The organism is Thermonema lapsum (genome assembly GCF_011761635.1).
GTDB lineage: Bacteria > Bacteroidota > Bacteroidia > Cytophagales > Thermonemataceae > Thermonema > Thermonema lapsum.
The window spans coordinates 124,404-136,537 of the sequence record NZ_JAASRN010000002.1 but is presented as its reverse complement, the minus strand read 5'-3'; the positions used below and the strand labels follow the sequence as shown (position 1 = coordinate 136,537).

The following is a 12,134-nucleotide window of genomic DNA, read 5'->3' as shown; positions in this document are numbered from 1 at the left end:
GAAATAGTGCAAAGCAATCTTTGTAAGGTGCAATTTTTAATTATGATTTCTGCTTGGAAAAATGTATCTTGCAAAGGCTATGTAAAATATGCGTCTTCATTTTCGAAGCTATCCTTATATCCACATCAACCGTGCTCATAAATAACTTAAACATTTAGGCTCATGGCAGTAGCAGAAAAAAAGATTCTTTCTAAGCTTCAATTGACCAAAGAAGAGATACTCAACGATTACCGCTTGGCATGCGAAAGCCGCGAGGCAAGTATCTTAGGGCGTAAGGAAGTCTTTATGGGGAAAGCCAAATTTGGCATCTTTGGCGATGGCAAAGAACTGGCGCAGATAGCTATGGCAAAAGCCTTTCAAAAGGGCGATTGGCGCTCGGGCTACTATCGCGACCAGACCTTTATGATGGCAATTGGCGTCCTCACACTCGAAGAGTTTTTTGCACAACTTTATGCCGATACCAACCCGGAGCATGAACCTGCCACAGCGGGGCGTTGCATGAACTCCCACTTTGCCACCCACCTTGTCGATGAGCAGGGCAAGTGGTTGAACCACACCGAGCGCTACAACTCGTCTGCCGATGTTTCGCCCACAGCAGCTCAAATGCCTCGCCTTTTGGGTTTGGCATGGGCATCGAAGCTTTACCGTGAAAACCCCGACTTGCGTCCTTTCAAACAGTTCTCTAACAACGGCAACGAAATAGCCTTTGGCACCATTGGCAATGCTTCTACCTCCGAAGGCATGTTCTTTGAGGTGATGAACGCAGCCGGCGTCATGCAGGTGCCTGTGCTCATGTCTGTATGGGATGACGGTTACGGTATTTCTGTATCGCAAGAGTACCACACCATCAAGCAAAGCATATCGAAAGCCCTGAAAGGATTTCAGAGCGACAAAGACGGCAAAGGCTTTGAAATTTATGAGGTGAAAGGGTGGGACTACCCCGCTTTGTTGGAAACCTATCGCAAGGCAGCCGCTGCGTGCCGTCAAAACCATACCCCCGCATTAGTACATGTAACCGAAATCACACAACAGTTAGGGCACTCCACCTCCGGTTCACACGAGCGCTACAAATCACCCGAGCGTTTGGAGTGGGAGCGCACCTATGATTGCAATCGTAAGTTCAAGGAGTGGATTCTTGAAAACGGCATCGCTACCGAAGAGGAACTCGAACAGATAGAAAAAGAAGCTTTAGCACGTGTGAAGCAAGCGCGCGATACGGCTTGGCGCAACTATTTGAAAGGAGTGAAGGAATACACCGACAGCGCACTGACACTGCTGCAAGAAGCAGCCAGCAGCTCGAAGTTGCATGCCGAAGAAATTGCTGCTATTGTCAAGGAGTTTAAAGAAACCATCAACCCCATCAAGCGCGACGCTTTCCGTGCGGTCAAGCGTGTGATACGTGTGTTGCGCGATGAAAAAGACCTGCCTGCGCGTCATGCTTTGGTAGAGTGGGTGAAAGAAAAGAGCGCCCAAGCACACGATGAGTACAGTTCGCACCTGTATAGCGAAACGGAGGAGTCGCCCTTGCGGGTGGCTGAAGTCAAGCCTGTTTATTCTGACAACAGCCCTTTGGTAGATGGGCGTGAAATCATGCAAAATTATTTTGATGCCCTCTTCGCCCGTGACCCGCGCGTAATTGCTTTTGGCGAAGACGTGGGGCGTATCGGGGACGTTAATCAAGGGATGGCTGGCTTGCAGGAAAAGTATGGAGAAATACGTATTACCGACACTTCTATTCGGGAGTGCAGCATTTTGGGACAAGCTATAGGCATAGCCATGCGTGGGCTGCGCCCTATTGCCGAAATTCAATATCTCGATTACATCCTCTATGCCGTACAAATCATGTCAGATGACTTGGCTACCCTGCGTTACCGTACCAAAGGGCGTCAGAAGGCACCTGTCATTGTGCGTACGCGAGGACACCGCCTCGAAGGCATCTGGCATTCTGGCTCACCCATAGGCATGCTATTGCACAGCCTCAGGGGCATGCATGTGCTGGTGCCGCGCGATATGGTACGAGCCGCCGGCTTCTATAACACCATGATGAAGTCCGATGACCCAGCTTTGATTATCGAGTGTCTGAACGGCTACCGATTGAAAGAGCGCATGCCCGACAACCTCGCCGATATTACAGTGCCTTTGGGGGTACCCGAAGTGCTGCGTGAAGGCGAGGACGTTACCATCGTAACCTATGGTTCTATGTGCCGTATTGTGATGCAGGCAGCCGAAGAGCTGGCAGCGCTGGGCGTCAGCTGTGAGGTAATTGACGTGCAGTCTTTATTACCCTTCGATATCCATCACCGCATCGTGGAGTCGGTGAAGAAAACCAACCGTTTGGTGGTTGCCGATGAGGATGTAAGCGGCGGTGCTACCGGCTTTATGTTACAAAAGATTGTGGAAGAGCAGGGGGCTTACCGATGGTTGGATTCTCAACCCATGACCATCCCCGCCAAAGACCATCGCCCGGCTTATGGCTCCGATGGAGATTACTTCTCTAAGCCCAATGTAGAAGAAATCGTGGACAAAGTGTATGCCATGATGCATGAGTTCAACCCGGCGAAGTTTCCCGCTTTGTATGAATAAAAGGCAGTTGAGCAATGATAAAACAAAAAGGGGCAAGCGCCCCTTTTTTTGTTAAGCTACTTGTTCTCGCCTTGTCGTTTCAAGTATTGGCAGGAAATTTCATAGCTGCTTGTGGCTTGACTTAACGAGATTTTTTAGCTCACTGCCTGCGGTTCGACATGACAAGTCGCACTCTCGCGCTGCGTTCGAAAAGAGAGGGATGTCTGTAAAAAAGAAAGCCACCTTTTGAAAGGTGGCTTGGGATATGTAATTGAGACAAGAAGGGAGCTTAAATTAAGCTTGTACCGATTTTACTTTCTCTACGATGGCAGCAAAGGTTTCGGGGTGATTCATGGCTAAATCTGCCAATACCTTACGGTTGAGCTGCATGCCCGACTTGTTGTACAAGCCCATGAATTGAGAGTAAGACATCCCGTGCTGGCGGGCTGCCGCATTGATACGCATAATCCACAGACGACGAAAATCACGCTTGCGGCGCTTCCTGTCGCGATAAGCATACTGCCATGCGCGCTCTACGGCGTTTTTGGCTATGGTCCATACATTCTTTCTTCTGCCAAAATAACCTTTGGCAAACTTCAACATTTTTTTGCGGCGTGCGCGCGATGCTACATGGTTTACTGAACGAGACATAGTTTTTCTCTTTTTTTGGTGAACGGTGATGCTCCTACAGCATACTTAAATACCGGACACCGGGTGAAACATTGAAACCGAAAGTGTTTTAATGAAAAATTGAAACGTTGACACCAGTTTACTTAAGTGCCAACAAAGCTTTGATGCGCGGGGCATCGGCAGGATGCACCAACGTAGAGTGCGTAAGATTGCGCTTGCGCTTGGTGCTCTTTTTGGTCAAGATGTGGCTTTTGTAAGCGTGCTTACGCTTGATTTTGCCGGTAGCCGTCAGCTTGAAACGCTTTTTGGCTCCTGAATTGGTTTTTTGCTTTGGCATAACTGTCTGATTTTATGCAAATAGTACTTGAAAGGAAGGGCAAAATTACAAGTAAAGAGGCAATTACACAAATGACTCTTCCATAGAAAAAAACCGCAGGCAGACCATTTGCCTGCCTACGCTGTTGATTTTAAGAAGCTGCATTTTCCCTTTTATTTCTACTCTTTGTCTTTATCTTCCGACTTTTTCTTTTTCTTAGGCAAAGGCGCAAGTATCATAATCATACGCTTTCCTTCCAATGTGGGCATTTGCTCTACTTTAGCTACATCTTCCAGCTCGGTAGCCATTTTCAGAAGCAGTACTTCGCCACGGTCTTTGAAAACGATGCTACGACCGGCAAACTGTACATAAGCTTTTACTTTGGCACCCTCTTCCAAGAAGCTGCGCGCATGCTTGAGCTTGAAGTTGAAGTCGTGTTCGTCGGTGTTAGGACCAAAGCGGATTTCCTTAACGACTATTTTTTGCGCTTTGGCTTTGATTTCCTTTTCGCGTTTCTTTTGTTCATACTTGAACTTGGAGTAGTCGATAACCCGGCAAACAGGAGGGGTTACATTGGGCGCTATCTCTACCAGGTCAAGCCCTTGTTGTTCGGCTATCTTCAGTGCTTCTTCGATGGAGTAGATGCCTTGCTGTACGTTATCGCCTACCAAACGAACTTCTTTAGCTCGTATCTTTTCGTTGATGCGGTAGGGTTCTTCTTTTACTCTTCCTCCCGTTGATTTTGTTGAGTTTTTGCGCATTGTGTGTTTTTAAGGTCCTTTTTAAGTAATGATGAATGTTAAACGGTTAACAATGAAACTTTTCATGGTTTGACAAATGGTTCTGCAATTTTAGAGCCAAATGATGAAATTTGCAAGTGTAGGCATTTTTTATTGAGCGGCTTATTTCCTCTGGTAAGTTCAAAGTTTTGCTTTTTCTATCGCAAAAAGTAATAACTTTGCTTCACAAAACCAAAAATAAAATTCTATGATGAGAGCTTACGTATGTTTGGTCGCTTTATTGATTACGGCTCACTGGACCATGGCACAAGGTGAATGGGCGGTGGGAGTACGTGTGCCCGAGCCCGCCGGGCTGAGTGTGAAAAAATACCTAAACGGAGGAAGCAACGCACTCGAGTTCGGCATTGGCACTTATGGCTACGGCTATGGCTATGGCAGCAGCTATCCGGGCTACAGAGGATATTACAAAAAGTACAACAGCGATTATTATTACCGCCGCGGAGGCTTGGTCATTATGGCTGACTATTTGTGGCAGAAATCTATCAGTGGAGTAGAGGGCTTACAATGGTATGCCGGTCCTGGTTTGCAACTGCGTTCATTCAATTACCTCTACGATAGCAACGGTGATGGCAGATTGGATACCGAAGGTACGGCGCTGGGCTTGGGTCCTAATGGTATGGCAGGTTTGGAGTGGTTTTTCCCACAAGCCGACTTCTTTTCCTTATTTGTGGATATGGGCTTGTATGTAGAGGTAGTCCCGCGTCCGTGGGTGGTGCTGAATGCAGGCATTGGCTTCCATTTTAACTTCTAAAGTTTGCATTAAAGAAAAGGGCAGCTGCATGGGCTGCCTTTTTTGTTTCCTTTTTTCGTTTTTAATCACCAAAAACAAGGCATAGTCATGATTTTATTGGATGGCAAAAAGTTGTCGGCGGAAATCAAAGCCGAATTGGCACAAGAAGTACAGCGCATGAAAGATGTGGGGCAGCGTCCGCCTCATCTGGCAGCCGTATTGGTTGGCAATGATGGTGCCAGCGAGACTTATGTTGCCAGCAAGGTAAAACGATGCCACGAGGTGGGTTTTGAATCTACTTTGGTGCGCTTACCAGAGAATATAACCGAGGAGGCTTTGCTCGAAGAAATAGAAAAGTTGAACGAAAATCCCACCATAGATGGCTTTATTGTTCAATTGCCTTTACCCAAACACATAGACGAGAGCCGTGTGATTCAAGCCATACGCCCTGAAAAAGACGTAGATGGTTTTCATCCTATCAATGTTGGGCGCATGGTGAAGGGGCTACCTGCCTACATACCGGCAACCCCTTTTGGCATAGTGGAGATGTTGCGGCGCTATGAGGTGCCTACTGCCGGCAAGCATTGCGTGGTCATTGGACGCAGTCAGATAGTAGGTATGCCCATGAGTATCTTGATGGCGCGCAAAGGGGAACCGGGCAATTGTACAGTAACCATTTGCCATAGCTATACGAAAGAGCTTGCCGCTTTTACTCGTGAGGCAGACATTATTGTGGCAGCTTTGGGTAAACCTGAATTCTTGACTGCTGACATGGTAAAAGAAGGTGCGGTAGTGATAGATGTGGGGATATCCAGAATAAAAGATGATAGCAACCCCAAAGGGTATGTAATCAAAGGCGACGTGAAATTTGATGAAGTAGCGCCGAAAGCAAGTTATATTACACCGGTTCCGGGTGGCGTAGGACTCATGACCGTTGTATCTTTGCTGTACAACACTTTATTAGCAGCACAGAAGAAAATTTATTCATGAAGCAACTGTTTAGCCATTCTTTCATAGACTCATTTGCCTACCGCTTTGAAAATATCTACCAAAGCCTGGGCTTTTTGTTGCCGGAAACAGCCCTCTTGGCAGGCATCGTTTTGTTGTTGCTGCTTGCCATAATCACACGCAAAGCCTATGGGATGCGTATTGCCTTTTGGGCAGTCGCTGTTATGATGGCAACTTTGTTTGCGCAGCTCTTTTTTCTTGTAGGGCAACTGCGCAGCTTCTCGAGCGAAGCCCCTCTGTATTTGATGGCAGATACCTTATGTGTTTTCCATCCCTTGCAAATACAAGCACGTATAGCCTTGACCCTAGGGGCTTTGTTATTTGGTGTTGTCTTTCTCTTTGAGCTGCTGGGACGCCATCGCAACGAAAGTGTGGAGTGGCTGTTTTGGGGGCTTTCGGCTTTGTTAGGCTTGGACTTGCTGCTGCTAAGTGCCCATTTTCTTACTTTTTACCTGAGCTTTGAGTTGAGCTCTATTGCTACTTATTTTTTATTGAGCGTGGGGCGGCAGCGACGACAGCATGAGGCACTCATAAAGTATGTTTTGTTCGGGGCTTTTGCCTCAGCCCTGATGCTCTACGGTATCTCGTGGATTTATGGACTTGCCGGAAGCATGGATTTTACCCAAGCCGATTTTTGGCATCATTTGCAAAAAGCGCCTTCCCTGTGGTTATATATTGCTTGGGCACTCTTTGCCGCAGGTGTATTTTTCAAGCTGAGCGTAGTGCCTTTTCATTTTTGGGCACCCGATGCCTACGAAGGAGCGCCTGCCATGAGCCTTGCTTTTGTGTCGGCGATGCCCAAAGTAGCTATACTTGCTTTTATGATGCTATTGAGCAGACAGATGGTGGCATTTGCTGCCTTGCAGACAGTATGGGGGCAATTGCTCATGGCAGTAGCATTGGCTTCGTTGCTGCTTGGTAACTTTGCCGCTTTGCGGCAGCAGAACCTGAAGCGTCTGCTGGCGTACGCTACCATCGCACACATGGGCACGCTGCTGTTGCCGGTAGTGGCTATAGGCTACGAGGGGGCAGAAGCCGTATTTTTGTATTATTGGGCGGTGTATGCGCTCGCTCTGTTTGTGATATTTGCCTTGGCATCGCATCAGCAAATAGAGCAAATTGCCGATTTGAGGCGTTTTCACTGTTCGACAGGAACTAAGCTGGCATGGGGAGTAGTGGCTTTTTCTTTGACAGGGCTACCACCTACTGCCGGTTTCTTGGGAAAGTTGGGTGTCTTTGTACACTTTTGGAAGATGGCAGCCTCGTATCACTTTGCTTTGCTGTTGTGGGCAACGGCTTTGCTAAGTACAGCCGTGGCGCTGGCTTATTACATCAAAATACCTTATGCGCTCTTTTTCAAGCAAGAAAGCAAAGTAGGAGCGCCCACTACTGGGGTAGATGCCGCTTTATTGCCGGCTATGATAATTGCCCTGTTGTTGGTGTTGGCTATCTTGTGGGCTTACCCCTTTGCTTAATTATATTCAGCCGTTCATTTGATAAATTTGCACTGTTTCAAAAAAACAACCCTTCACTCATACCTTTCAAACGCTTATGAAAATAGAATTAGGCATACCTAAAGGAACTCGCGATTTTGGACCGGAGCAGGTAGCAAAGCGTCATTATATCATGAATCATATCCGTGAAGTCTTTGAGTTGTTTGGATATGAGCCCATTGAAACGCCTGCTATGGAGCTGCTCTCGGTGCTTACTGGCAAGTACGGCGAGGAGGGCGACCAACTGCTGTTTCGAGTGCTCAATTCCGGAGACTTTTGGAAAGAAGTATCGCCAGAGGATGTAGCCAAGGGCTCAGCGCATTTAGCCAATGTGATTTGTGAAAAAGGCTTGCGCTATGACCTTACCGTGCCTTTTGCTCGCTATGTGGTGATGCACCAACATGAATTGGCATTTCCCTTCAAGCGCTATCAGATGCAGCCGGTGTGGCGTGGCGACTCGCCTCAAAAAGGTCGTTATCGCGAGTTTTACCAATGCGATGCCGACGTGGTAGGTACCGACTCGCTGCTTTGTGAGGCAGAAATCGTGCTGATGATTATGGAAGTATTTCGGCGTTTGGGCATTGAAGATTATACCATAAAAATCAATCACCGCGAATTGTTGCGCGCCATGAGCGAGTGGATTGGTGCTGCGGGGCAGGAACAGGCACTTTGCGTTGCCATTGACAAATTAGACAAAATAGGGCAGGAGGGGGTGGTGCGCGAGTTGCAAGAGCGGGGCTTTGCACAAAACCAAATCCAGCAGCTTTTGCCTTTGTTTGAAGTGAAAGGTACCTATGCAGAGGTGCTGAAGCACTTTGCACAACAGCTGAAGGAGCTTGCTTCGGCAAAAAAAGCAATAGAAGACCTGCAAACGATTCAAAACCTGCTGGAGGAAGCAAGCGGGCAACCATTGGATACTTTCCCGTTGATGTTAGACCCAACTTTGGCACGTGGTCTTTCATACTACACAGGGGCGATTTTTGAAGTGAAGGTGAACAATGTGGCAATAGGTAGTGTGAGTGGTGGCGGGCGCTACGACAACCTGACTGGTACTTTTGGCAAAGAGGGACTGACCGGCGTGGGCTTTTCTTTTGGTTTAGACCGCCTCTATGATGTCATGGAAGCGCTTGATTTGTTTCCCAAAAATACACGCGCCGGCGTCGATGTAATGCTCGTGCATTTTGATACAGAGTCTCGCAAGGGGCTGCTGCCTTTGTTGCAACGCTTGCGCGGTGCCAGTATCAAGGCAGAACTTTATCCCCAAGCCGATAAGCTTAAAAAGCAGATGAAATATGCCCATAAGAAAGGAACCCCTTGGGTGCTTTTGGCAGGAAGCGAAGAGCTGCAAAGGCAGTCGGTGCAGTTGAAGAACATGTACACTGGTGAGCAGCTTGAGATAAGCATGGATGAGGTAGTTGGATTTTTGAAACAAAAATTGTATAATGGTTAGCCTTGCGTTTTATGAGATGCTTATGTTTTGGGTCTTATGCAAAAATCAATGGAGCACGTACATGCTGAGCTACTCAACCGCTTTGTATTGTTGGCAGAGCTAACCCCCGACGGGGAATTGCTCTCCATCAACGACCGCTTGCTTGCTTTTTTGCAACTTGCTGATTTTAAGTCGAAACAGTCATTGGCTGCCTATCTGCTGAATCCATTAGAGCTGTCTAATGCCTTGGCACAAGTGCAGCGCGAGGGTGAGTGGCAAGGACAGTGGACCTTCAAAGTAGGAGAGCAACTGACCAATGTGGCGGTTACCCTTGCCAAGTTGCAAGAAGAAGATGGACGGGTGTACATGATTGCACACCCACTTTCCTCTTCGCAGCAGTTGCTGGAGCGTTTTCGGGCTGTGCTCGATGAAACCACCGACCTCATCATCGTGGTAGATGCTGCCACCGGGCGCATCATCGATGCCAACGATACTGCTGTACAGCAATTGGGCTTCAGCTTGTTGGTACTCTTGAAGCGTCATTTGTATCAAATAGACACCTCCTTCCCTTTATACACAACGCAGGCACAATGGCAGGAGTTTGTAGAAAGACTACGCGAAGAACCCAAACAGCGCCGGAGTGTGCGCACCTCGCTGCGCCTGACCCCCGACGAAACCTTGGATGTGGACGCCACCTTGAAGCTGGAGCGCTATCTCAATCAAGAATATATCATCGTGATAGCCCGGGACATCAGCGAGCAGGTAGCTCTGGAGAAAAAGCTGGACTCGAAGGAAAAATTTTTCGAAACGCTCATCGAAAGCACCGAAGATACTTTGCTGCTTGTTGATAAAGAAGGCTTTATCCAGTATGCATCACCCTCTTGTTTCAAGCAATGGGGATATACCGTAGAAGAATTGATGGGGCAGAGCATACAAAAACTGGTACACCCCGATGACAGCGATTTCTTCGAAAAGGTATTTAAAGAAATCGCCTCTACCCCCAAGAAGCTGTTTAAGCTCACTTATCGCTCTTTGCACAAAGAGGGGTATTACAACTGGCTGGAAGCACAAGCCAAAAACCTGATTCGGGAAGAAGCCATTGGCGCCATTCTCATCAGTGCCCACAACGTAACCAATCAGGTGTTGGCAGAAGAGCGCATCATACAGGCACTGCAACAAGCCGAACGTCTCAATCAAGAGTTAGAACAGCACAAAGCGGAGCTGCTTGCCAGCCAGGAGGAACTGCGCCAAACCAATGAAAGGCTTGAAAAGAACAATGCAGAGCTCAAAAAAATCAATCAAGAGCTTGACCGTTTTGTATATAGTGCTTCGCATGACTTGCGTGCCCCTATTGCTTCGGCTTTGGGCGTAATTACTGTTTGCAAGATGCTTGATGATGCCGAGCAGATAAAGCGCTACTTAGAACTTCAGGAAAAAGGACTTAAAAAACTCGACAGCTTCATTCAAGACATTCTCGACTACTCGCGCAATGCACGCTTGGAAGTGCAGCGCGAAGAGATAGACTTGCAGACGCTCGTCAAAGGGGTCTTTGAACAGTATGCTTATATGGACAATGCCGGGCTTATCGACAAGCAGATACATATAAAAGCGCGGGTGCCTTTTTATTCGGACCGCCGTCGCCTGACGGTTATACTCAACAACCTGATATCGAATGCGATTCGCTACAGCTCGCCTCGCCGAGAGCATCCTTATATCAAAGTGAATATTAAAATAAACGAAGAGAAAGGAGAGTTTGTCGTAGAAGACAACGGCATAGGCATAGAGGAAAAACATTTGCCGCGTATTTTTGATATGTTTTATCGGGCTACGCAAGACCAAGCCGGCTCAGGGCTGGGACTCTATATAGTGAAAGAAACCATCGAAAAACTGGGAGGGCAAATATCCTTGAAATCCAAATATGGTGAAGGCACCACTTTTCGCTTCGTAGTACCCAATTTGTTGAACAAAACACCCCACACCAACTGAATTCATTTGACTGGTTGCCATGCCTGTATTCCTCACCAATCGTAAAGAGAGCTGGAAAACACGCCGTTTTCGCTGGATGATGAACTGCTTCCCTACTTATTTTGGCACAGGGGGGCGTATTCTGTTTATTTCTTCCGATTGGAGGGAAATCCATGTCCGACTTTCGCTCAACCTTTTTACCTACAATTATGTAGGCGTGGTTTATGGCGGCAGCATATACTCAGCCATGGACCCTTTTTACATGTTGCAGCTGATTCATATTCTGGGTAAAGCATATGTGGTGTGGGACAAAGCAGCGACCATCCGTTTTTTGCGTCCCATCAAAAAGAAAGTGTATGCGCGCTTTTTAATAGACGAGGTACTAATAGAGAAAATCAAACAGCAGATAGCGCAAACACAGGAAATGGAAATTACCTTGCCCGTAGAGTGGATAGACAAAGAGGGCAAGGTCTATGCTCACATAGACAAAGTGCTTTACATAGCTTCTAAGGAGTACTACAAGCAAAAGCGCAGCCGCAAGCAGCCTGACAAGCCGGCTTAAAGGGAAATAGGTATATTTGCCACAAAAAACAGATGATTCAAAAGCAACTCTTAGAGCGTTACCCGCGTATTGTGCTGGCTTCGGCTTCGCCTCGTCGCCGCCAACTGATGCAGGCACTTGATATTCCCTTTATTGTAGATGTGCGCCATAGTGAAGAGTTTGTACCCGAAGGCATGGAGCCTTCAAAGGTAGCCGCCTATTTGGCAAGACAAAAAGCGGCTGCTTTTGTGCCCATACCTGCCGATACGCTGGTGATTGCAGCCGATACCGTAGTCATTCATCGAGGCGAAGTGCTGGGCAAGCCTGCCGATGTGATAGAGGCAGCACGCATGTTGCGACGTCTGTCGGGGCAGCAGCATGAAGTCATCACTGCTGTGTGTTTAGCTACTGCCCAAGGAAGTCGCATTGTCCAAGACAGCACACAAGTCTATTTCCGTGAGATGGAAGACAACGAAATAGCTTATTACATAGCACAGTACAAACCCTATGACAAAGCCGGCAGCTATGGCGCACAAGACTGGTTGGGCATGGCATTCATTGAGCGCATCGAAGGCTCTTACTTTAATGTAATGGGCTTGCCTACTCATAAGTTATATGCGGCACTTAAAAGCATGTTGTAAGCTGCCCTACGCAAAGGCA

11 protein-coding genes are annotated in these 12,134 nt (G+C 47.5%); 8 read left to right on the top strand and 3 right to left on the bottom strand.

Annotation, left to right across the window (positions count from 1 at the left end; all coding sequences use genetic code 11):
• Positions 1-162 precede the first annotated feature (162 nt).
• A complete protein-coding gene (locus FHS56_RS05935; RefSeq protein WP_166918984.1) occupies positions 163-2,583 on the top strand; it encodes an alpha-ketoacid dehydrogenase subunit alpha/beta in 2,421 nt (806 codons plus the stop codon).
• 273 nt (positions 2,584-2,856) lie between these two features.
• Here the strand turns inward: FHS56_RS05935 and rplT are convergent, their stop codons facing one another.
• From rplT to infC, 3 genes are all read right to left on the bottom strand, one after another.
• Positions 2,857-3,213, bottom strand: coding sequence for a 50S ribosomal protein L20 (gene rplT / locus FHS56_RS05930; protein WP_166918983.1), 357 nt, complete (start codon positions 3,211-3,213; stop codon positions 2,857-2,859).
• A gap of 118 nt (positions 3,214-3,331) precedes the next feature.
• Positions 3,332-3,529, bottom strand: coding sequence for a 50S ribosomal protein L35 (rpmI, locus tag FHS56_RS05925; RefSeq protein WP_038032757.1), 198 nt, complete (start codon positions 3,527-3,529; stop codon positions 3,332-3,334).
• Between the two features lie 158 nt (positions 3,530-3,687).
• Entirely contained in the window at positions 3,688-4,269 is a 582-nt protein-coding gene (gene infC, locus FHS56_RS05920; protein WP_166918982.1) for a translation initiation factor IF-3, read from the bottom strand.
• Between the two features lie 226 nt (positions 4,270-4,495).
• Here infC and FHS56_RS05915 point away from each other — a divergent pair, with 226 nt between their 5' ends.
• The 7 genes from FHS56_RS05915 (at position 4,496) to FHS56_RS05885 (ending at position 12,115) form a co-directional block, all read left to right on the top strand.
• Positions 4,496-5,059 carry a hypothetical protein gene (locus FHS56_RS05915; protein ID WP_166918981.1) on the top strand — a complete coding sequence of 188 codons (564 nt, stop codon included), beginning with the start codon at positions 4,496-4,498 and terminating at the stop codon, positions 5,057-5,059.
• 87 nt (positions 5,060-5,146) lie between these two features.
• A complete protein-coding gene (folD, locus tag FHS56_RS05910) occupies positions 5,147-6,028 on the top strand; it encodes a bifunctional methylenetetrahydrofolate dehydrogenase/methenyltetrahydrofolate cyclohydrolase FolD (protein WP_166918980.1) in 882 nt (293 codons plus the stop codon).
• Positions 6,025-7,521 carry an NADH-quinone oxidoreductase subunit N gene (locus FHS56_RS05905; RefSeq protein WP_166918979.1) on the top strand — a complete coding sequence of 499 codons (1,497 nt, stop codon included), beginning with the start codon at positions 6,025-6,027 and terminating at the stop codon, positions 7,519-7,521. The genes folD and FHS56_RS05905 overlap by 4 nt, the downstream gene beginning before the upstream one ends.
• Before the next feature lie 76 nt (positions 7,522-7,597).
• Positions 7,598-8,989 (top strand): histidine--tRNA ligase, encoded by a 1,392-nt coding sequence (hisS, locus tag FHS56_RS05900; RefSeq protein ID WP_166918978.1) that lies wholly within the window; start codon positions 7,598-7,600, stop codon positions 8,987-8,989.
• Between the two features lie 48 nt (positions 8,990-9,037).
• Positions 9,038-10,954, top strand: a complete 1,917-nt coding sequence (locus FHS56_RS05895) for a sensor histidine kinase (RefSeq protein ID WP_166918977.1) — start codon at positions 9,038-9,040, stop codon at positions 10,952-10,954.
• Between the two features lie 19 nt (positions 10,955-10,973).
• Positions 10,974-11,495: a DUF4442 domain-containing protein gene (locus tag FHS56_RS05890; protein WP_166918976.1), complete on the top strand. Its 522-nt coding sequence runs from the start codon at positions 10,974-10,976 to the stop codon at positions 11,493-11,495.
• A gap of 32 nt (positions 11,496-11,527) precedes the next feature.
• A complete protein-coding gene (locus FHS56_RS05885) occupies positions 11,528-12,115 on the top strand; it encodes a Maf family protein (RefSeq protein WP_166918975.1) in 588 nt (195 codons plus the stop codon).
• Positions 12,116-12,134: the final 19 nt, after the last annotated feature.

Coding starts and splice junctions, on each gene's coding strand:
- FHS56_RS05935 (WP_166918984.1), top strand. CDS start 163: ATGGCAGTAGCAGAAAAAAAGATTCTTTCTAAGCTTCAATTGACCAAA.
- rplT (WP_166918983.1), bottom strand. CDS start 3,213: ATGTCTCGTTCAGTAAACCATGTAGCATCGCGCGCACGCCGCAAAAAA.
- rpmI (WP_038032757.1), bottom strand. CDS start 3,529: ATGCCAAAGCAAAAAACCAATTCAGGAGCCAAAAAGCGTTTCAAGCTG.
- infC (WP_166918982.1), bottom strand. CDS start 4,269: ATGCGCAAAAACTCAACAAAATCAACGGGAGGAAGAGTAAAAGAAGAA.
- FHS56_RS05915 (WP_166918981.1), top strand. CDS start 4,496: ATGATGAGAGCTTACGTATGTTTGGTCGCTTTATTGATTACGGCTCAC.
- folD (WP_166918980.1), top strand. CDS start 5,147: ATGATTTTATTGGATGGCAAAAAGTTGTCGGCGGAAATCAAAGCCGAA.
- FHS56_RS05905 (WP_166918979.1), top strand. CDS start 6,025: ATGAAGCAACTGTTTAGCCATTCTTTCATAGACTCATTTGCCTACCGC.
- hisS (WP_166918978.1), top strand. CDS start 7,598: ATGAAAATAGAATTAGGCATACCTAAAGGAACTCGCGATTTTGGACCG.
- FHS56_RS05895 (WP_166918977.1), top strand. CDS start 9,038: ATGGAGCACGTACATGCTGAGCTACTCAACCGCTTTGTATTGTTGGCA.
- FHS56_RS05890 (WP_166918976.1), top strand. CDS start 10,974: ATGCCTGTATTCCTCACCAATCGTAAAGAGAGCTGGAAAACACGCCGT.
- FHS56_RS05885 (WP_166918975.1), top strand. CDS start 11,528: ATGATTCAAAAGCAACTCTTAGAGCGTTACCCGCGTATTGTGCTGGCT.